Genomic DNA, 18,493 nt, shown 5'->3' on the forward strand with positions numbered 1-18,493 from the left:
AGCGCGTCGACCAGCGGAGCCAGCCGCGCGTTCCTGGGGCGTCGCCGGATTCCGTTGTGCCTCAGGCCTATACCCGGCCAGCGGCTCCCGCACCGCGAGGTCCTTCCGTCGGCACCGTCGTGACAACAGTGCGGACGATCCCCGCGGCGCGAATTCATCGCGGCATCGGGAGCTACTGGCCTTTCCGCCGATTGGCCCCACCCCGGCTGCGGAGCTGCACATGCGACTCCACTAGCACGTTGTGGATGAAGCCATAGGAACGGCCGGTGGACCGCGCCAGTGACCGGATGCTCGCACCCGCCTCGTATTGCTTCTTCAGCTGGGTCTGTAGGCGGTCGCGCGACTTCCCGGTGACGCGTGTGCCCTTACCCAATGTGGCCTTACTCTGTGTGGGCCTGTCGCTCATGGCTTCCTCCGAGTCGCCGAGCAGCGTCTTTCCAGGCTAAGCACTCAGCAGGCCGTGATCAACGGGTTCCTGTGATGAAACTCACGCAAGCTGAATAAGTTCCAGGTATTCCGCCGACCAGTGGTCTTCCGTCCCGTCCGGCAGCAGGATCACCCGTTCCGGAGACAGCGCCTCCGCAGCGCCCGGGTCGTGGGTGACCAGCACCACCGCGCCCGCGTAGGTGCGCAGCGCGTCCAGCACCTGCTCGCGCGACACCGGGTCCAGGTTGTTCGTCGGCTCGTCCAGCAGCAGCACGTTCGCCGCCGAGGAGACCAGCCCGGCCAGCGCCAGACGGGTCTTCTCACCGCCCGAGAGGGTGCCCGCGGGCTGGTCGAGCTGCGGCCCGGAGAACATGAACGCGCCCAGCAGGCCACGCAGGTCCTGCTCACCAGCGTCCGGCGCGGCGTGGCGGATGTTCTCCCAGACTGTGGCGTCGTCGTCGAGGGTGTCGTGCTCCTGCGCGAAGTACCCGATCTTCAGGCCGTGGCCGGGCACCAAGCCGCCCGCGGTGGGCTGCTCTACCCCGGCCAGCAGGCGCAGCAACGTGGTCTTGCCCGCGCCGTTGAGCCCGAGCACCACGACCCGGCTGCCGCGATCGATCGCGAGATCGACGCCGGTGAAGATCTCCAGCGATCCGTAGACCTTGGTCAGGTTCTCCGCCATCAGCGGCGTCTTCCCGCACGGCGCGGGCTCGGGGAACTTGATCCTGGCGACCTTGTCGGCGACACGCACCTCGTCGAGTTCGGCCAGCAGGCGATCGGCTCGTTTGGCCATGTTCTGTGCCGCAGTCGCTTTCGTGGCCTTCGCCCCGAGCTTGGCCGCCTGGGCGCGCAGCGCGCTCGCCTTCTTCTCGGCGTTCGCGCGTTCGCGGCGCCTGCGCTGTTCGTCGGTGGCGCGCGCGTCCAGATACTTCTTCCACCCCATGTTGTAGACGTCGGCTTCGCCGCGCACCGCGTCCAGGAACCACACCTTGTTCACCACGTCCGCGAGCAGTTCCACGTCGTGGCTGATCACGATCAGGCCACCGTCGTGGTTCTGCAGGAAACCGCGCAGCCAGGTGATCGAGTCGGCGTCGAGATGGTTGGTCGGCTCGTCCAGCAGCAGAATGGTGTCCGAGCGGCCGCCGCTGCCATCGGAGGCGGCGAACAGGATGCGCGCCAATTCGATTCGGCGGCGCTGACCGCCGGACAGAGTGCGCAACGGCTGGCCGAGCACCCGGTCGGGCAACCCGAGGCTGTGGCAGATGCGCGCCGCTTCGCTCTCGGCGACGTAACCGCCGAGCGAGGAGAACCGTTCCTCGAGCCTGCCGTACTTGCGTACCGCCTTCTCGCGCTCCTTGTCGTCGGCCACCTCGGCCATCAGGGCCTGCTGTTTCTCCATCTCGCGGATCAGCGTGTCCAGGCCGCGGGCGGACAGCACCCGGTCGCGGGCGAGCACGTCCAAGTTGCCTTCGCGCGGATCCTGCGGGAGGTAACCGATGTCGCTGGAACGCACGATCTTTCCCGCGTACGGCTCGCCCTCGCCCGCCAGGATGCGCAGCGTGGTGGTCTTGCCCGCGCCGTTACGTCCGACCAGTCCGATCCGGTCGCCCGCCTGCACGCGCAGCGCCGGCCCGGGGGCCGACAGCAGGGTGCGGACTCCGGCCCGGACTTCCAGGTCGGTCGCGGTGATCACAAACTTCTCCTCGCGGATCGTGGTGCTGGACGCGTGTTGCTCGATTGTGCGATCCGACGCGCACAAGAACCACCGATTTTAACCGGGCCGGACGACGCTACCGCAGCCCAGCGCCCCGCATGTGACGGCGGTAACGGCGCACCCGGACCGCTGCGCTACCGTGCGATGCCATGAGTACCGATCTATTGGGCAAGAGCGCTCTGGTCACGGGGGCCAGCCGGGGCATCGGCAAGGCGGTCGCGGCGGAGCTGCTCGGCCGCGGCGCGAACGTGCTGATCACCGCGCGGAAGAAGGATCCGCTGGACGCGGCGGCCGCCGAGCTGCGCGAGCTGGGCCACCAGGGGCAGGTCGTCGCATTGGCGGGCAACTCCGGCGTCGCCGAGGATCGGGCGGCCGCGGTCGAGCGCGCGGTCACGGAGTTCGGTTCGCTGGACGTCCTGATCAACAACACCGGCATCAACCCGGTGTTCGGCTCCCTGATGGACGCCGACCTGGACGCGGTGCGCAAGATCTTCGACGTGAACGTGGTCGCGGCGCTCGGCTACATCCAGGAGGCCTACAAGGCGTGGATGCGCGACCACGGGGGCGCCGTGGTGAACGTGGCCAGCGTGGCGGGTATCCGCTCCACCGGGGTGATCGCCGCGTACGGCGCGTCCAAGGCCGCGCTGATCCGCCTCACCGACGAACTGGCCTGGCAGCTGGGGCCGAAGATCCGCGTGAACGCGGTCGCGCCCGGGGTGATCAAGACCAAGTTCGCCGACGCGCTGTACTCGGCCGATGAAGAACGCGCCGCGAGTGTGTACCCGATGAAGCGGCTCGGCAGCCCGGAGGACGTGGCACGCCTGATCGGCTTCCTGGTCTCCGACGAAGCCGCGTGGATCACCGGCGAGACCGTGCGGGTGGACGGCGGACTGCTGTCGACCGGCGGACTCTGACCTCTCCGCAGAATTCCCGCACCGCCAAGCCGCGGCGCTACCGGAACGCCAGTGCGCCGAGCATGTCGGCGTGCCGGTAGCGCAGATACTTCTCCACCGTCTCGGGGGAGACCGCGTCGGTGGCGGTCGCGATGGTCACCACCACGAACTCCTTCTGGCTGCCGTCCTTCCACTTGCCGGTCGCGTAACCGGAGACGTAGGACCCCGGTCGCAGGATCAGGTCCGCGTCGGTGAATCGATCCTCCGCCGCGGCGGCCTGGTTCTCATCGGTCATGCCGAGAACGAACTGGGTGAGCATCAACGCGCCGCCCTCGGTGCGGAACACCATTTCCGCCGCGTACGCGCAGCCGAGACCGGTGAGCCTGTGCGCTTTCTCGATGTCGCCGCAGTCGGAGTGGTCGCGGCCGTCGACCCAGTCGGCGTGCAATTCGACGCGGTCGAACCGGAAGTCCCAGTCTCCGGCGTACTCGGTGTAGCTCAGCCTGCCGGACGACGGACCGGCCGCCCGCGTGCTGGTGGCCGCGGCGGCATGGGTCGTCGGATCGGCGGCGACGGCTTGCGTGGCGTCACGCTCGCGCGGGATCACCGCTACACCGATGCCGACCGCGACCAGGACGGCGACGACGCCGACGACCAGCCCGGCTACCCGGCCGGTTCCGGATTTCGGCGGCGGTGGCAACGGCGGCGCTTCCCACGCCGCGATCGGGTACTCGCTGGGCGGGGACGATTGCCCCCACCCATACTCCGCACCGTCGGATCGCGCGTAATCGCCTGACCCACTGTCGAATCCGGGGCCGGGGGGATACGTCATCGCGGTCGCCTTCCCACATCCCCGAGCGGCCGTCCCACCCCGTGCGGGCTCCCCCGGGCTGCCGACCGACCCTACCCGATGACGAGGATCAGAGCCGGGCGGGCTGACGCCAATCCTGGGGACCGGCAACCGGGGCGGCAGCCACACCCTCCTCGATGCCGAAACGGCGGTGCAGCTTGCGCAGCGGCCCGGGTGCGTACCAGTTCCAGTCACCGAGCAGCTCCATCGCCGCGGGCAACAGGAATCCGCGCACCAGGGTCGCGTCCACGAGGACAGCCAGCGGAAGGCCGATACCGAAGGCTTTCATGAACGTGATGTCGGAGGCGAGGAAGCCGAGGAACACCAGCGAGATCAACACCGCCGCGGCCGTGACGATCCGTCCGATCCGCTCCAGCCCGGAGGTGACCGCCAGCGCGTTGGACCGCGTCCGCTGGTATTCCTCGCGGATACGGGCCAGCAGGAACACCTGGTAGTCCATGGCAAGGCCGAACGCGACGCCGAACAGCATGACCGGAACCGTGGGCGGCAGATCGCCGGTGACGGTGAACCCGAGCAGGCCGGACAGATGCCCTTCCTGGAAGATCCAGACCAGCGCTCCGAAGGTCGCGGTCAGGCTCAGCACGCTGAGCACCACCGCCAGCAGCGGCAGCACGACGCTTCCGGTGAGCAGGAACAGCACGGCCACCATGATCAGCACGACGAACACCAGCGCGTACGGCAGGGCGGAGACCACCGCGTCGATCGCGTCCGCGTTCGCCGCGGCCACGCCGCCGACCAGCACCGGCGACGCGGTGGGCGTCGCGCGAACGGCATCGGCGATCCGGTCCAGCGCACCGGGATCGGTGGTGTCCGGAATCACCGCGAGATAGGCGGCGTTCGGCGCCCGGAAGCGGTCGTCGGCCGCGGTGGGCAGGGCGAGCAGACCGCCGTGGCTATAGCTGCCGGTGGCGGTGTCGACCCGGCGGACGTTCTCGATCTCCGACAGTTCCCTGGCGTAGGCGTCCAATCCGGCCGCGTTGTAGGCGGTGTCGGGCAGCACGGCGAACAGCCCGTTCTGCTCGGTGGCGGAGAAGTCGCGCTGGATGGTCTCGGTGACCTGGCGGTTGTTCATCGACTCCGGCAGCGAACGTTCGTCCGGGAAGCCGAGTTTCACGCCGAGGAACGGCGCGCCCAGCACCAGCAGCAGTGCGGTCACCGCGAGCCCGATGGGCACCGGCCGCATCATCACGAACCGGGCCAGGCGATGCCAGGCGCCCTCGCCCGGCGCGGGCCGGGCGGCGCGCAGGAACCACCACAGCTGACCGTTGTCGATCTTGGCGCCGAGCAGGAACAGGATCGCGGGCAGCACGGTCAGCGAGACCACCGCGGCGATCACCGCAACGGCCAGGCCCGCGTACCCCATCGACCGCACCGCCAGCAGCGGGAAGAACAGCAGGCCCGACAGCGCCACCGCGACGGTCACGGCCGAGAACGCGACGGTGCGACCGGCCGAGCGCATGGTCGCCACCACCGCGGCCGCGGGCTGCTGTCCGGCGACCAACTCGTCGCGATAGCGGCTGATGATCAACAGGCTGTAGTCGATCGCGAGGCCGAGCCCCAGCAGTGTGGCGACGTTGGTCGCGGTCGCCGCGAGATCGGTGAAGCTCGCGATCAGCCACAGCGCACCCATCGTGATCATCACCGTGATCATGGCGACCACCAACGGCAGGCTGGCCGCGACCAAGCCGCCGAAGACCAGCAGCAGCGCCACCAGCGTGATCGGGAAGGCGATGGATTCGCCGAGCACGACGTCTTTCTCGCTCTGTTGCACCGTCTCCCGCAGCAGCATCGCGTAGCCGCCGACCCGCACGTCCAGCGGGCCGTGTGTGCCGCCGAACCGCTCGGCGAGATCGCCGACCCGCTTGTCCACCTCGGACTCCTCGCCGAGGATGCTGGCCACGATCAGGCCCTTGGCGCCGTCGGTGCTGCGCAGCGCGGGCGACTTCTCGGTCCAATAGGACGCGACGCCCGCGACCCCGGACTCCGATTTCAGCTCGGCGACCAGTTCGGTCGCCGCGGTGACCGCGGCGGCGTCGTCAACCGATCCCGGAGTCCGCACCAGCAGCACGAGATTCGGGGTGGCCTGGCCGAAGGTGTCGCGCAGCACCGCGGCCGCACGGCTGGATTCGCTGTCGGGATCGATGTACCCGCCGCCCTGCACTTTGTCGAACAGCGTCGCGCTCAGTGTGCCCATCGCCAGCGCGAGCACGACGAACACCCCCAGGATCCACCGGCTGCGCCGCCTGGTCAGTTCGAACACCGCGTCTACCCCTAACTCGTTCCGGCCGTGCCGCTTTCGTCCTCGGACTGCCACGGTGTCGCCGGTTCGGCTACCTGCCCGGCACGCCATCGCGGCGCACCGGCACACCGGTCATTCGCCACCGAACCTCGTCACCGGGGCCGGATGCGTGCGCCAGCGCCCCGGAATCCTAACAACGTCGGGCGAAACTACGGTGGGCGAGAACACATTCCGGGTACGACCAGCGCTCGGACGCGCATCTCGCGCCGAGCGGCCCGAGATCACGTGCCGCCGCGTTCCGGGACGTTTGCCGCGCCGCCATCACCCTCGCGGCGCGCACGTCGCCTATTCCCGAACTGTGCGGGTACCGCGCCGAGGAGCAGAGTTCGCTGCGCCGTTGTTCCGGACATCTCGACCACAACTCCGCCGTGGTCTCGGACAACCGCCCGCGGCGCGGGTCCGTGCCGCGATATTCGCGAAGAATTCATCTGGCACGCGCCCGGCTTCGGCGTGACGGCACGGGCGGGACAACCGCGACGTCCCCGTCGAGGAGAGGCGGCGACTAGGCTCCGACCAGTCGAGGACCGAGCGAGCGAACGAAAGGCGCAGACGATGCACGCAGGCGCACTCGCGCGGACGTAGCGTGACGCCGGACCTGATCGTCTGTGGTCTCGGCCCGGCCGGACGCGCCCTCGCGCACCGCGCCGCGGCGCGCGGGCTCACGGTCATTGCCCTGGATCCCGCGCCGCAGCGCAGGTGGACGGCGACGTATGCGGCGTGGGCCGATGAACTCCCGGATTGGCTGGCACCGGAGGCGATCGCCGCGACAGTGCCGCGGCCGATGGCATGGGGCACCAGGGCGCATCAGATCGACCGCCGGTACGTGGTGCTGGACACCGCGCGTTTGCAGACGTCGCTGTCCTTGTCCGGCGTACGGACCATCGCGGACCGCGCGGTCGAGATCTCGCCGGAGCGGGTGACGCTCGCCTCGGGCGGGTCCCTTGCGGCGGCCAGAGTCGTCGACGCCCGCGGCCTCACCCGTTCTCCCGCGCGAGCCGAGCAGACCGCCTATGGCGTAATCGTGGACGCCGAGCGCTGCGCGGTCCTCGACCCGCTGTTCATGGACTGGCGCGCCGACAACGGCGCGGCGGCCGGTGAAACGCCCTCGTTCCTCTACGCCGTCCCGCTGGACGACGAGCGGATGCTGCTGGAGGAGACCTGCCTGGCCGGTCGTCCCGCGCTCGCGGGTGCGCGGCTGCGCATGCGCCTGCACCATCGGCTGCGTTCCAGGGGCATCCGGCTCACCGGTGCCGAGCCCGTCGAGCATGTCCGGTTCCCCGTGCAAGGCGGGCGTCCGGGCCCGCACACGTTCGGCGCGGCGGGAGGATTCCTGCATCCGGCGACCGGATACAGTGTCGCCGCCGCGCTGGCCGCGGCCGATGCCGTGGCGGCCGGTGCGGATGTGTGGCCGGTGGCCGCGCGGGTTGTCCACCGTCTTCGGGGTGCGGGACTGCGGGCGTTGCTGGCGCTGCCGCCCGCTGACCTCCCGCTGTTCTTCGACGCGTTCTTCGAGCTGCCCTCGGGGGCGCAACGCGCGTATCTGTCCGGCCGCACCGACCTGACCGGCACCGTCGAGGCGATGCGGACCCTCTTCGCGGCGTTGCCGTGGCGGCTGCGTCGGCGTGTCGTGGCCGCGACACTCGGGATTCCGGTTCCGTCGCGCGGTCGCCCGGGTTCGGCCATGATGGGTGCATGAGATCGATCTGGAAAGGCTCGATCGCATTCGGGCTGGTGAACGTCCCGGTGAAGGTGTACACCGCCACCGAGGACCACGACATCCGGTTCCATCAGGTCCATGCCAAGGACGGAGGCCGGATCAAATACGACCGCGTGTGCACCGTGTGCGGTCAGTCCATCCCGTACACCGATATCGACAAGGCCTACGAGTCTCCGGACGGCGACAAGGTCGTCCTGACCGACGAGGACTTCGCGAAACTGCCGGTGGCGGAGAAGCACGAGATCCCGGTGCTCCAGTTCGTGCCGTCCGACCAGATCGACCCGATCCTGTTCGACAAGAGCTACTACCTGGAACCGGATTCCAGCACGCCGAAGGCGTACGTGCTGCTGGCCAAGACGCTCGAGGAGATCGAGCGCACCGCGCTGGTGAACTTCACGCTGCGCCAGAAGACCAGGCTCGCCGCGCTGCGCGTGCGCGACGGCGTGCTGGTGCTGCAAACCCTGCTGTGGCCGGACGAGGTGCGCTCGGTCGACTTCGAATCGCTCGACGGTGTCGCGGAACCGAAGCCGCAGGAGATCAAGATGGCCGAGACGCTGGTCGAGGCCATGTCCGACGACTTCGATCCGGACCAGTTCACCGACGAATACCAGATCGAGCTCAAACGCCTGCTGGACGAGGCGATCGCCAGCGGCACCGGGAAGGTGCCCGAGCAGCCCGAGATGGTGCCGGCCGGGATGGACGCCGAGGTGGTCGACCTGGTGGCCGCGCTCCAGCGCAGCCTGGAGGCCAGCGGACGCCGGACGGCGGGCGGCGACGGTGCGGCGAAGACCGGACCGAAGAAGGCGGCGAAGAAGACGGCGGCCAAGAGTTCCGGGACCAAGAGCGCGGCCAAGAGCGCCGCATCGAAGAGCGGGGCGTCGAAGAGCACCGCATCGAAGAGCACGGCGAAGAAGGCGCCCGCGAAGAAGGCGGCCAAGAAGACCGCCGACCGCAAAGGCGCCTGAACTTTCGCCGGTGGGTCGCTTGCCTACCGGGCTGCGCGGCGAATCCGTCCACGCCACCGTGCGGGGCCGAGCGCTTCGGTGTGCGGCCTGTCGCCGAGTCGGTCGGCGGGCTCAGCCCTGGGCCGCCCGCTCCCGGCCTTCCTCGAAGAATTGCAGCAGCGCCGCCACGGTGTTCACCTGGTCGCGCGGACGCAGCGCGCCGAACGGCGCGTTCCAGAAATCGCCGTTGCGCGGCGTCCACGGTCCGACATAGGCGTACGGTCCCGGATGCGCATCGTCGCCCGGGGATACGCCATAGTTCACCTCGTCCAGCGTGCTCGCCAGATCGAAGTGCTCCGGCCACAGCACCGGCGCCACGTCAGGTGCCAGGCAGCGTAACGCCCTGTCCCCCACCGCGAACCACTCCTCGATCAGCCCCGCCGCCGACGGGTCCAGCTCGATCGCGGCGTCGGGATCGACACCGGTCGTGTCCGCATAGGACCCCTCCGGCGCTCCCGGTTCGAAGCCCGCCACTCGCGCCACGTCGCGGTAGGTCCCCTCCAGCCGGGTCCGTCCTTCCGGCCACACCAACTCATCGCCGACGACCGAGACCGGCCACCGCACACCCCCGAATCCCCCGTGCGCGGCCCGCAGCCGGATAGTGCCGAACTCCCGATACTGCGGTCCCGCTATCAGCAACTCCGCCGTCGCGTGCAGTGCCTGTCTCGACCGGAGATACGTCATCTCGTCCACTCCGGCATCATGTCCAGTTCCGCCGCCGGACCGCACGCGTTTCGCCGGATACCCGTGCCCGGCCCGGCACAGCGGCGTGACAGCCGACGGAGCGCGCGGATCGCCCGGTCCCGGCCTCAGCCGCCTCGACCGAAGACCATGGGAGGGGATGTGCGCGCCGGTCGCGGGGCGACGGTGACGGGCTGGTAGCGGCGGCCGATGATCGGTCGCGGCTGATACCGCACTGCCGGATCGGGCAGGATCGAGCGGTCGAGCGCACAGGCGACGAGGATGACCGGGCCGGAGGCGGTGACCATCGCGGGTTTCTCCTGACGCGTAATCGGCTCGACGTTATTCGCCGAGGTGGGTGATGTGCCCGAACTGGCGTTCGTAGTTGCTCATCGCATCGTTGAGCGTCTGCATCAGACGGAAGATCAACGCGGGCGGGAATTTCACCCGGGATACGACCTGCACGGGCTGCCGCATCACCGGCCCGTCGCTCTTGACCGAACCCGGTTCGGCGGGCAGATAGACCAGGAAATCCACGGTGAAGTCGGTGCGGTTGTACCAGCAGGTGAATCCGTTCGCGTACACCCCGGCGCTCAGCGCCTCGGGCACCACCACCTCGACATCGACCCCCGGCTCCTCCGCCGGGGGCGGCGGGGTCTGATCACTCATCGCGACCGCCCTCTCGCGGACCGGCGAACCGAACGCACCGGGATTCCGGTGCGCCGGTCCGTCGACGCCGTCCTCACTCGGTATCCGCCCGCTGGGTCAGCGACCCTGCAGCTGCCGGGCCTGCTGGCGGATCTGGTGCAGCTGCATCTCCCACTGGCCGGACCGATCCTGGGCGCGGCTGGCCTGGTCCTCGGCCTGCTGCGCCAGCTGGGTGGCCTGGTCGGCCTGGTCCTGCGCGGAGGCGGCGCGCTGCTGGGACTGATTGGCCTCCCCTTGGGCCTGCTGGGCCTGGTTTTGGGCCCGGTCGGCCTCGCTTTGGGCCTGCTGGGCCTGATTCGCCGCCATGATGGCCTGTTGCCTGGCCTGCTGGGCTTGCTGATTGGCCTGGTTGGCGTCCTGCTGGGCGATCTGCGCCTGATGCTGCACCTGACGAGCCTGCGCCTGGGCCTGCCGCGCCAACCCGCTGGCCTGCATCGCGTACTGCCGGGCGCTCTGTGCCTCCTGCCGAGCCTCGTCCAACCGCATCCGCAGCAACTCCACCTCCCCCCGGACATCCGCCATCTCCTCACGCCGGCCCTCCGACATCGTCCTGTTTTCCGTGGCCATGTCCTGTGCTGCCATAACCGAGCTCCCTTCCAGGAAAGTTGGATTTGCGACTGGGACGAACTCGCGTGACCGGACTCATTCTCACACCCACCCACACAGTCGTTAGCAACTTTGCAGCAACCATCAGGAAACGCTGTCGTAACATGGCCTGGCCCAAAACTTGGCAACCGTGCAAGCAATGGACCGATCTTCAGCAAATCATCGGCGAAGAGTCGGACAAGCCCCCTGCACCGTCGATCCACGCCCTACTTGCGGAACCGAGCCTCGAGCTCGGTCAGCGTTGCCTGGAGGTCGGCGGAGGCATTGGTCTTGAAGATGCCCCGATAGCCGGTCTCCGCGCGGACCGCGGCCTCCACGTCCGGATCGTGGTAGAACTGGGCGAGTCCGACGTTGCGCACGTTGTAGTTGGCCAGATACCGCACGTGCTGGAACTTGTTGAGATCGATGCGTCCTTGCGCCAGCGCGGGATTGGGCTGGTTGTAGTCGGTGAAATTGGTGAACTCCACCGTGATGCCGTGCTCGGCGGCCTTCTTCCGGTAGACCTCCCAGTGCGGCAGCGACAGGTCGTTCACCCCGATGCGGACCACGTCGGGGCGGTCCGCGCCACCGCAGCCCACCACGGCGAAGGCTAGAACGGACACGATCGGGACCAGCAGCAGTCGGTAGCTCGAGCGTATTACCAGCAAACTAGACGTTCGTACAGTTCCGGCCGAGGGTTTCGCTCACCACAATCGAAAACGTTGCCGTCCGTTCGCCCTCGTCGCTTGGATTACCGGGTTCATATCGCGACGAGCAATCGGGAGCACGAGTGAAATTCCATCGGGTACTGGCGATCCCGGTCCTGGTAGCGACCGCGGCCCTGACCTTGACGGGCTGCGGCGGCGACGACGCCTCATCGGAGAAGGTAGTGCGGATCGGCACCACCGACAAGGATCGCTCCTGGGACGTCTTCGAGCAGCGGGCCAAGGACAAGGGCATCACGCTGCGGATCACCAACTTCTCCGACTACAAGCAGCCCAATCTCGCGCTGTCGCAGAAGCAGATCGACATCAACCTGTTTCAGCATCTGCAATTCCTCGGCGCCTACAACGTCGCGAACAACGACACGCTGACCCCGATCGGTTCCACCTATATCGTGCCGCTCGGCTTGTATTCGAAGAAGCACAAGTCGCTGGCCGACATCCCGCCGGGCGCGGAGATCGCGATCCCGAACGACCCGACCAACCAGGCGCGGGCGCTGTTCGTGCTCCAGGCCGCCGGTCTGCTGAAGCTGTCGTCCGACACCAAGGCGCCCTCCCCAGCCGACATCGACAAGACAGCGTCGAAGGTGCGCGTGACGCCGGTCGACGCCGCGCAGACCGCGTTGTCGCTGGCTTCGGTCGACGGATCGATCGTCAACAACACCTTCCTGGAGCGCTCCGGCATCGACCCGCATTCGGCGCTGTACAAGGACGATCCGAAGAACCCCGCCGCCGAGCCGTACATCAACGCGCTGGTCACCCGCGCCGAGGACAAGAACAACCCGGTCTATCTGCAGCTGGCCGAACTCTGGCACGACCCGGAAGTGCAGAAGGCGCACAGCGACGTGACCAAGGGCACCGCGGTCGAGGTGCGGCGCAGCGGACCGGAACTGGAGCAGATCCTGCAGCGGGTGCAGCAGACCATCCGCGACGGCAAGTGAGCGACCCGGCCGTTCCCGCGGTCGAGTTCCGGTCGGTGACCAAGGTTTTCGGCAAGGGCGCGCAGCGCAACGTCGCGCTCGACGCCATCGACCTGCGCATCGAGCAGGGCGAGATCTTCGGCGTGATCGGCTATTCCGGTGCGGGCAAGAGCACGCTGGTCCGGCTGATCAACGCGCTGGAGAAGCCGACGAGCGGCGCCATCGAGATCTCCGGCACACCCATCACAGGGGTGCCGGAGGCGCAGGTGCGGCGGCTGCGACGCGACATCGGGATGGTGTTCCAGCAGTTCAACCTGTTCCGGTCGCGCACGGCCGCGGGAAATGTCGAGTACCCGCTGAAGGTGGCGGGCTGGAAACGCGCGGAACGCAAAGCGCGCGTCGCCGAACTGCTGGAGTTCGTCGGGTTGTCGGAGAAGGCGCGCAGCTATCCGGATCAGCTGTCCGGCGGCCAGAAGCAGCGGGTCGGCATCGCCAGGGCGCTGGCCACGTCACCGTCGCTGCTGCTGGCCGACGAGTCGACCTCGGCGCTGGACCCGGAGACCACCGGTGAGGTGCTGCGGCTACTGCGGAAGATCAATCGCGAGCTGGGGGTCACCATCGTGGTCATCACCCACGAGATGGACGTCATCCGCGCGGTCGCCGACCGGGTCGCCGTGCTCGCCGAGGGACGGATCGTGGAACTCGCCGACACCTTCGAGGTCTTCGCCACACCGCAGGCCGCGCCCACCCGGTCGTTCGTCGAGACGGTGCTGCACAATCGCCCGTCCGAGGACGAACTGCGCCGGCTCGCCGAACGCCACGGCGGGCGGCTGGTCACCGTCGACGTCGACGACCGGCGCGGTATCGGTATGGCGCTGGCCGCGGCGGCACAGGCGGACGTCCGGTTCGAAGTCGTCTACGGCGGGGTGAGCAGCTTGCAGGAGAAGACGTTCGGCAGCCTCACCCTGGCGCTGCACGGCCCCGACGACGCCGTCGACAAGGTGGTCGCCGAACTCGAACGCCGAACGGCCTGACAGGAGTCGCCATGCACACCGATTGGGACAAACTGCGCCCGATTCTGAACGAGGCCATCGGCACCACCTTCTACCTGGTGGCGATCACCTTCGTGGTCGGCGGCCTTCTGGGGCTGCTGCTGGGCACCGCCCTCTACACCACCGGCAAGGGCGGGCTGCTGGCGAACGCGCCGATCAACCTACTGCTCAACGTGATCGTCAACGTGGTGCGGCCGATCCCGTTCATCATCCTGCTCGCCGCGCTCGGTCCGGTGACGCTCGAGGTGGTCGGCACTACCATCGGCACCGAGGCGGCGGCGTTCGTGATGATCGTCGCGGCGTCGTTCGGCATCGCGCGCATCGTCGAGCAGAACCTGGTGACCGTCGATCCCGGCGTGATCGAGGCGGCGCGCGCGGTGGGCGCGGGCCCGCTGCGCATCATCCTGACCCTGCTCATCCCCGAAGCGCTCGGCCCGCTGATCCTCGGCTACACGTTCGTGGTGATCGCGATCGTCGACATGTCCGCGATGGCGGGCACGGTCGGCGGCGGCGGCCTCGGCGACTTCGCGCTGGTCTACGGCTACCAGCGCTTCGATTGGCAGATCACGTTGGTCGCGACGCTGATCATCATCGCTGGCGTACAGGGCATCCAGTTCTTCGGCAACTGGCTGGCGCGGAAAGTGTTGCGCCGCTGAGCTATCCGGCGGTCATCGTGCACACCGTCAGCCGCACGGTAGCGGGGCGCGGCACGGCGCTGCCGAGGTCGGGGAAGGGCGGTGCGCTGGGACCGAGGAACTCGATGGCCCTCCGTTCGGCATCGGCCCGCGTGATCGCCCACGCCCAGCCGTGGCGACCGTCGGCGCCGCGGACCACCGACCCGCACGCATTCCAGAACTGCACCACTGCCCGGCAGTCGCTTACACCGCACTGGGAGCGGGCAGCGGTCTCGGCCGCGGCGGCGGTCGAGAAGTTGACCGCCGACCCGATCGCGCCGGTGCTCGAAAGCGCGATCGCGCCATGGTAAGCCCCGGCGGCATGCGCTTGGCCCACCACAGGGCTACCGACTACAGCGCAGGTGGCGGCGGACACCACCGCCAGCGTGAGGGCAGCCTTGTGCGGCACCGACATGTGATCCTCCCCGTCTTCGACAGATTCAGGGCTCAGATCATCGTCCCGCTCACTCGCTATGTCCAAAACCGGGCCTTCCCATGCTGGGTGGCAGGGACCACGTCGATCACTGTGCTCGTTGTGGACCTACCCGATCGGCAACTGCCTGCCGTTGCGAGCGTGACCTCGGACCGGGCTGCTCCCCCGGCTTTCACGAGAAGCCGAGCCCGGGGCGACCGACGCGAAAGGGCCCGGACCCCTCTGGGATCCGGGCCCGGAATGTCACCGTCGAATCAGCGGACGTTGCTCGTGCAGACGACCTCGACGATCTTGCGCCGCTCAGGCTGGCGGAGCCGACGTTGGCCAGCTGCGCCGTCGGGGTGATCTGCGCGAGCCGCTGATAGGCGGCACGCTCGGCCTCGGCCCGGTTGGGACCGGACCCCGCGGCCACACCCTCGTGGCTCTCGGCCAGCGCACCGCAGCCGTTCGCCCACGAGGCCAGCACCTCGCAGTCGGCGGCACCGCAGTTGGCGAGCGCCGCGGCCCTGGCCTCGTCGAAGCCCGCCTCATCGGTGCTCACCCCGTACATCCAAGTGCTACCGCTCATCGCGATCGCCGCGTACATGCCCGCCGCGTTCGCCGAGCCCGCACCCAGCACCGACCCCACCGCAAGGCTGCTTGCCGCGACGGCAAAGCCGACCTTACCCATCAATCTCATCGAACAGTCTTTCTCTTGGGGTGCGCCCCGGAATCGGAACCCCCGCAATCAATCCCGCTGTCATCGAATCCGTCCAACGCGGATGCCGCATGCCGACCCCCGGGAGCCTGCCGCATCACAAGGACATGCGACGGGCCCGGATCGTTGCGATCCGGGCCCGATGTCGGACGCCGCTACCCGAAGGCGCGAGGACGCTAAACCGTGAACCCGAGAGCGCGCAGCTGCTCGCGGCCGTCCTCGGTGATCTTGTCCGGACCCCACGGCGGCATCCAGACCCAATTGATCTTCAAATCCTCCACCAGTCCGCTGCGCACCAGCGCGTTGCGCGACTGGTCCTCGATGACATCGGTGAGGGGGCAGGCCGCCGATGTCAGCGTCATGTCGAGGACGGCGACGTTGTCCTCTTCGACGCGCAGTCCGTAGACCAGGCCCAAGTCGACGACGTTGATGCCGAGTTCCGGGTCGACGACGTCGCGCATCGCCTCTTCGATGTCCTCGAGCAGCTTGATGTCCTCGGCGGACAGCTCGGCCTGCTCGGTCGTGTCGGTGGCCGGTGTGTCACTCATGACGCTTCCCCGTTTCCCATCGGACGCTTCACTTCTCTTCTGCCGTGCGCGCGGGCTGCTCGGGGCCGATCCGCAGGACGGCGTCCTTGAACGCCATCCACCCGAGCAGCGCGCACTTCACCCGCGCGGGATACTTCGACACCCCGGCGAGGGCGATGCCGTCGCCGATCACGTCTTCGTCGCCTTCGATGGTGCCGCGGCTGGAGATCATCTCGCTGTAGGAGTCGACCACCTTCAGCGCCTGCTGCACCGGCAGCCCGATGACCTGATCGGTGAGGATCGAGGTGGCGGCCTGGCTGATCGAGCAGCCCTGCCCGTCGTAGGAGACGTCGGCGACGTCGCCGTTGCCGTCCAGTTGAACGCGCAGGGTCACCTCGTCGCCGCAGGTCGGGTTCACGTGGTGCACCTCGGCACCGTACGGCTCCCGCAGCCCGCGGCGATGCGGGTGCTTGTAGTGGTCCAGGATCACTTCCTGGTACATCTGCTCCATGCGCATGTCTTATGCAACTCCGAAGAAGCTCTGGGCCTTCCGCACCGCGGCGACCAGCGCGTCCACCTCGGCGAGCGTGTTGTAGACCGCGAACGAGGCGCGGGCGGTGGCGGCGACGCCGAAGCGCCGGTGCAGCGGCCACGCACAGTGGTGGCCCACCCGGATGGCGACGCCCTCGTCGTCCAGGATCTGGCCGACGTCGTGAGCGTGGATGCCGTCGACCACGAACGCCACCGCGCCACCGCGGTCGATGTTCTCGGTGGGGCCGATGATGCGCACGCCTTCGATCGCGCCGAGACCCTCCAGCGCCGCGGCGACCAGCGTATGCTCGTGCGCCGCAACGGCGTCCATGCCGATCTCTTCCAGATACCGCACGGCCGCGCCCAATCCGACCACCTGCGAGGTCATCGGTACGCCCGCCTCGAACCGCTGCGGCGGCGGAGCGTAGGTGCTGTGGTCCATGAACACCGTCTCGATCATGGACCCGCCGCTGATGAACGGCGGAATCTCCTCCAGCAGCGCGCGGCGGCCGTAGAGCACGCCGACGCCGGAGGGGCCGAGCATCTTGTGCCCGGAGAACGCGGCGAAGTCGACGCCCAGCTCGCGGAAGTCCACCGGCATGTGCGGCACCGACTGGCAGGCGTCGAGCACCACCAGCGCGCCGACGTTCTCGGCCCGGCGCACCAGCTCGGCGACCGGGGCGACGGCGCCGGTGACGTTGGACTGATGAGTGAACGCGACCACCTTCGTGGCGGGCGACAGTTCCAGCGAGTCGAGGTCGATGCGGCCGTCCTCGGTGACGCCGTACCACTTCAGCGTCGCGCCGGTGCGGCGGGCCAGCTCCTGCCAGGGCACCAGGTTCGCGTGGTGCTCCAGCTCGGTGATGACGATCTCGTCGCCCGGGCCGACGTGGTAGGGGAACCGGTCGTCGGCGAAGGCGTAGGTCACCAGGTTCAGCGACTCGGTGGCGTTCTTGGTGAACACGATCTCGCCCGCGTCGACGCCGACGAACCGCGCGATATCGGCCCGGGCGCCCTCATAGGCGTCGGTCGCCTCCTCCGCCAGCTGGTGCGCGCCGCGGTGCACCGCGGAGTTGCTGGTGATCAGGAAGTCCCGTTCGGCTTCCAGCACAGTGATCGGCCGCTGCGCGGTCGCGCCGGAGTCCAAGTACACCAACGGTTTCCCGTCCCGAACCGTGCGGCTCAGGATCGGGAAGTCGGCCCGGATGCGGGCGACGTCGAGGGTGCGGACCGTAGCGGTCATATCAAGCTCCAGCGGTAGCGGTCTGAGTGAAACGGACGTAGCCGTTGGCGTCGAGTTCCTCGGCGAGTTCGGGACCGCCCTCGGCGACGATGCGGCCGCCGACGAAGACGTGCACGAACTGCGGCTGGATGTAGCGCAGGATGCGGGTGTAGTGCGTGATCAGCAGGACGCCGCCGTTCTCGCGCTCCTTGTAGCGGTTGACGCCTTCGGAGACGATGCGCAGCGCGTCGACGTCGAGGCCGGAGTCGGTCTCGTCCAGGATCGCGATCTTCGGCTTCAGCAGGCCCAGCTGCAGGATCTCGTGGCGCTTCTTCTCACCGCCGGAGAAGCCCTCGTTCACGCTGCGGTCGGCGAAGGCGGCGTCGATCTCCAGCTCGCTCATCGACTCCTTCACCTCCTTGACCCAGTGCCGCAGCTTGGGGGCCTCACCGCGGACGGCGGTGGCGGCGGTGCGCAGGAAGTTCGACATCGAGACGCCGGGAACCTCGACCGGGTACTGCATGGCCAGGAACAGGCCCGCACGCGCGCGCTCGTCGACCGACATCTCCAGCACGTCCTCGCCGTCGAGCGTGATCGAGCCGGAGGTCACCGTGTACTTCGGGTGACCGGCGATCGCGTAGGACAGCGTCGACTTGCCGGAGCCGTTCGGGCCCATGATCGCGTGCGTCTCACCGGAGCTCACCGTGAGGTTCACGCCCTTGAGGATCTTGATGGGCTCGCCGGTCTCGTCAGGGTTGGCGACCTCGACGTGCAGGTCCTTGATTTCCAGGGTGGTCATCGAATTCCTTAGCTGTAG

21 protein-coding genes are annotated in these 18,493 nt (G+C 68.5%); 6 read left to right on the forward strand and 15 right to left on the reverse strand.

The window, feature by feature from the left end; translation table 11 throughout:
* Nucleotides 1-172: 172 nt before the first annotated feature.
* Together ON34_RS37595 and ON34_RS15245 are read right to left on the reverse strand one after the other, a co-directional pair.
* A complete protein-coding gene (locus ON34_RS37595; RefSeq protein WP_083889466.1) occupies nucleotides 173-406 on the reverse strand; it encodes a helix-turn-helix domain-containing protein in 234 nt (77 codons plus the stop codon).
* Between the two features lie 81 nt (nucleotides 407-487).
* Nucleotides 488-2,119 (reverse strand): ABC-F family ATP-binding cassette domain-containing protein, encoded by a 1,632-nt coding sequence (locus ON34_RS15245; protein ID WP_040779974.1) that lies wholly within the window; start codon nucleotides 2,117-2,119, stop codon nucleotides 488-490.
* A 170-nt stretch (nucleotides 2,120-2,289) separates the two neighbouring features.
* Between ON34_RS15245 and ON34_RS15250 the strand changes: the two genes are divergently transcribed.
* Complete coding sequence (locus ON34_RS15250) at nucleotides 2,290-3,054, forward strand: SDR family oxidoreductase (protein ID WP_040779884.1); 765 nt, start codon at nucleotides 2,290-2,292, stop codon at nucleotides 3,052-3,054.
* 37 nt (nucleotides 3,055-3,091) lie between these two features.
* On the opposite strand, the gene ON34_RS15255 is transcribed toward ON34_RS15250, so the two are convergent.
* Nucleotides 3,092-3,865: a hypothetical protein gene (locus tag ON34_RS15255; protein ID WP_040779885.1), complete on the reverse strand. Its 774-nt coding sequence runs from the start codon at nucleotides 3,863-3,865 to the stop codon at nucleotides 3,092-3,094.
* Nucleotides 3,866-3,953: 88 nt separating this feature from the next.
* Nucleotides 3,954-6,164, reverse strand: a complete 2,211-nt coding sequence (locus ON34_RS15260) for an MMPL family transporter (RefSeq protein ID WP_051022674.1) — start codon at nucleotides 6,162-6,164, stop codon at nucleotides 3,954-3,956.
* 622 nt (nucleotides 6,165-6,786) lie between these two features.
* Here ON34_RS15260 and ON34_RS15265 point away from each other — a divergent pair.
* On the forward strand, nucleotides 6,787-7,899 hold the full coding sequence (locus tag ON34_RS15265; RefSeq protein WP_040779887.1) for a lycopene cyclase family protein: 1,113 nt from the start codon (nucleotides 6,787-6,789) through the stop codon (nucleotides 7,897-7,899).
* Entirely contained in the window at nucleotides 7,896-8,885 is a 990-nt protein-coding gene (gene ku / locus ON34_RS15270; protein ID WP_040779888.1) for a non-homologous end joining protein Ku, read from the forward strand. Before ON34_RS15265 ends, ku begins: the two co-directional genes overlap by 4 nt.
* A 111-nt stretch (nucleotides 8,886-8,996) precedes the next feature.
* Here ku and ON34_RS15275 read toward each other — a convergent pair whose 3' ends face one another.
* The 5 genes from ON34_RS15275 to ON34_RS15295 form a co-directional block, all read right to left on the reverse strand.
* Nucleotides 8,997-9,608 carry a hypothetical protein gene (locus ON34_RS15275; protein ID WP_040779976.1) on the reverse strand — a complete coding sequence of 204 codons (612 nt, stop codon included), beginning with the start codon at nucleotides 9,606-9,608 and terminating at the stop codon, nucleotides 8,997-8,999.
* Between the two features lie 125 nt (nucleotides 9,609-9,733).
* Nucleotides 9,734-9,913, reverse strand: a complete 180-nt coding sequence (locus tag ON34_RS15280) for a hypothetical protein (protein ID WP_040779889.1) — start codon at nucleotides 9,911-9,913, stop codon at nucleotides 9,734-9,736.
* A 34-nt stretch (nucleotides 9,914-9,947) separates the two neighbouring features.
* Entirely contained in the window at nucleotides 9,948-10,274 is a 327-nt protein-coding gene (locus ON34_RS15285) for a DUF3467 domain-containing protein (RefSeq protein WP_040779890.1), read from the reverse strand.
* 96 nt (nucleotides 10,275-10,370) lie between these two features.
* Nucleotides 10,371-10,895, reverse strand: a complete 525-nt coding sequence (locus ON34_RS33595) for a hypothetical protein (RefSeq protein WP_051022677.1) — start codon at nucleotides 10,893-10,895, stop codon at nucleotides 10,371-10,373.
* 230 nt (nucleotides 10,896-11,125) lie between these two features.
* Nucleotides 11,126-11,521, reverse strand: a complete 396-nt coding sequence (locus tag ON34_RS15295) for a MetQ/NlpA family ABC transporter substrate-binding protein (RefSeq protein ID WP_245548044.1) — start codon at nucleotides 11,519-11,521, stop codon at nucleotides 11,126-11,128.
* Between the two features lie 167 nt (nucleotides 11,522-11,688).
* Between ON34_RS15295 and ON34_RS15300 the strand changes: the two genes are divergently transcribed.
* From ON34_RS15300 to ON34_RS15310, 3 genes are read left to right on the forward strand one after another with little or no spacing between them, the layout of a single operon-like run.
* Complete coding sequence (locus ON34_RS15300) at nucleotides 11,689-12,561, forward strand: MetQ/NlpA family ABC transporter substrate-binding protein (RefSeq protein ID WP_040779891.1); 873 nt, start codon at nucleotides 11,689-11,691, stop codon at nucleotides 12,559-12,561.
* Nucleotides 12,558-13,574 (forward strand): methionine ABC transporter ATP-binding protein, encoded by a 1,017-nt coding sequence (locus ON34_RS15305; RefSeq protein ID WP_040779892.1) that lies wholly within the window; start codon nucleotides 12,558-12,560, stop codon nucleotides 13,572-13,574. The genes ON34_RS15300 and ON34_RS15305 overlap by 4 nt, the downstream gene beginning before the upstream one ends.
* 11 nt (nucleotides 13,575-13,585) lie before the next feature.
* Nucleotides 13,586-14,248, forward strand: a complete 663-nt coding sequence (locus ON34_RS15310) for a methionine ABC transporter permease (protein ID WP_040779894.1) — start codon at nucleotides 13,586-13,588, stop codon at nucleotides 14,246-14,248.
* Between the two features lies 1 nt (nucleotide 14,249).
* Here ON34_RS15310 and ON34_RS15315 read toward each other — a convergent pair whose 3' ends face one another.
* From ON34_RS15315 to sufC, 6 genes are all read right to left on the reverse strand, one after another.
* The gene (locus ON34_RS15315) at nucleotides 14,250-14,681 is read right to left on the reverse strand and encodes a DUF4189 domain-containing protein (protein WP_040779895.1); all 432 of its coding nucleotides are present in this window, start codon (nucleotides 14,679-14,681) and stop codon (nucleotides 14,250-14,252) included.
* A gap of 190 nt (nucleotides 14,682-14,871) precedes the next feature.
* On the reverse strand, nucleotides 14,872-15,378 hold the full coding sequence (locus tag ON34_RS15320; protein WP_157172310.1) for a DUF4189 domain-containing protein: 507 nt from the start codon (nucleotides 15,376-15,378) through the stop codon (nucleotides 14,872-14,874).
* Between the two features lie 194 nt (nucleotides 15,379-15,572).
* Nucleotides 15,573-15,944 (reverse strand): metal-sulfur cluster assembly factor, encoded by a 372-nt coding sequence (locus tag ON34_RS15325; protein WP_040779897.1) that lies wholly within the window; start codon nucleotides 15,942-15,944, stop codon nucleotides 15,573-15,575.
* A 28-nt stretch (nucleotides 15,945-15,972) separates the two neighbouring features.
* Nucleotides 15,973-16,440, reverse strand: a complete 468-nt coding sequence (gene sufU, locus ON34_RS15330; RefSeq protein ID WP_040779898.1) for a Fe-S cluster assembly sulfur transfer protein SufU — start codon at nucleotides 16,438-16,440, stop codon at nucleotides 15,973-15,975.
* 3 nt (nucleotides 16,441-16,443) lie between these two features.
* Entirely contained in the window at nucleotides 16,444-17,697 is a 1,254-nt protein-coding gene (locus ON34_RS15335; RefSeq protein ID WP_040779899.1) for a cysteine desulfurase, read from the reverse strand.
* Nucleotide 17,698: 1 nt separating this feature from the next.
* Nucleotides 17,699-18,475, reverse strand: coding sequence for a Fe-S cluster assembly ATPase SufC (gene sufC / locus ON34_RS15340; protein WP_040779900.1), 777 nt, complete (start codon nucleotides 18,473-18,475; stop codon nucleotides 17,699-17,701).
* Nucleotides 18,476-18,493 lie beyond the last annotated feature (18 nt).

The organism is Nocardia pneumoniae NBRC 100136, from assembly GCF_000308755.1.
Taxonomy (GTDB): Bacteria; Actinomycetota; Actinomycetes; order Mycobacteriales; family Mycobacteriaceae; genus Nocardia; species Nocardia pneumoniae.

Coding starts and splice junctions, on each gene's coding strand:
- ON34_RS33595 (WP_051022677.1), bottom strand. CDS start 10,895: ATGGCAGCACAGGACATGGCCACGGAAAACAGGACGATGTCGGAGGGC.
- sufC (WP_040779900.1), bottom strand. CDS start 18,475: ATGACCACCCTGGAAATCAAGGACCTGCACGTCGAGGTCGCCAACCCT.
- ON34_RS15320 (WP_157172310.1), bottom strand. CDS start 15,378: ATGAGATTGATGGGTAAGGTCGGCTTTGCCGTCGCGGCAAGCAGCCTT.
- ku (WP_040779888.1), top strand. CDS start 7,896: ATGAGATCGATCTGGAAAGGCTCGATCGCATTCGGGCTGGTGAACGTC.
- ON34_RS37595 (WP_083889466.1), bottom strand. CDS start 406: ATGAGCGACAGGCCCACACAGAGTAAGGCCACATTGGGTAAGGGCACA.
- ON34_RS15310 (WP_040779894.1), top strand. CDS start 13,586: ATGCACACCGATTGGGACAAACTGCGCCCGATTCTGAACGAGGCCATC.
- ON34_RS15275 (WP_040779976.1), bottom strand. CDS start 9,608: ATGACGTATCTCCGGTCGAGACAGGCACTGCACGCGACGGCGGAGTTG.
- ON34_RS15315 (WP_040779895.1), bottom strand. CDS start 14,681: ATGTCGGTGCCGCACAAGGCTGCCCTCACGCTGGCGGTGGTGTCCGCC.
- sufU (WP_040779898.1), bottom strand. CDS start 16,440: ATGCGCATGGAGCAGATGTACCAGGAAGTGATCCTGGACCACTACAAG.
- ON34_RS15280 (WP_040779889.1), bottom strand. CDS start 9,913: ATGGTCACCGCCTCCGGCCCGGTCATCCTCGTCGCCTGTGCGCTCGAC.
- ON34_RS15285 (WP_040779890.1), bottom strand. CDS start 10,274: ATGAGTGATCAGACCCCGCCGCCCCCGGCGGAGGAGCCGGGGGTCGAT.
- ON34_RS15335 (WP_040779899.1), bottom strand. CDS start 17,697: ATGACCGCTACGGTCCGCACCCTCGACGTCGCCCGCATCCGGGCCGAC.
- ON34_RS15325 (WP_040779897.1), bottom strand. CDS start 15,944: ATGAGTGACACACCGGCCACCGACACGACCGAGCAGGCCGAGCTGTCC.
- ON34_RS15250 (WP_040779884.1), top strand. CDS start 2,290: ATGAGTACCGATCTATTGGGCAAGAGCGCTCTGGTCACGGGGGCCAGC.
- ON34_RS15255 (WP_040779885.1), bottom strand. CDS start 3,865: ATGACGTATCCCCCCGGCCCCGGATTCGACAGTGGGTCAGGCGATTAC.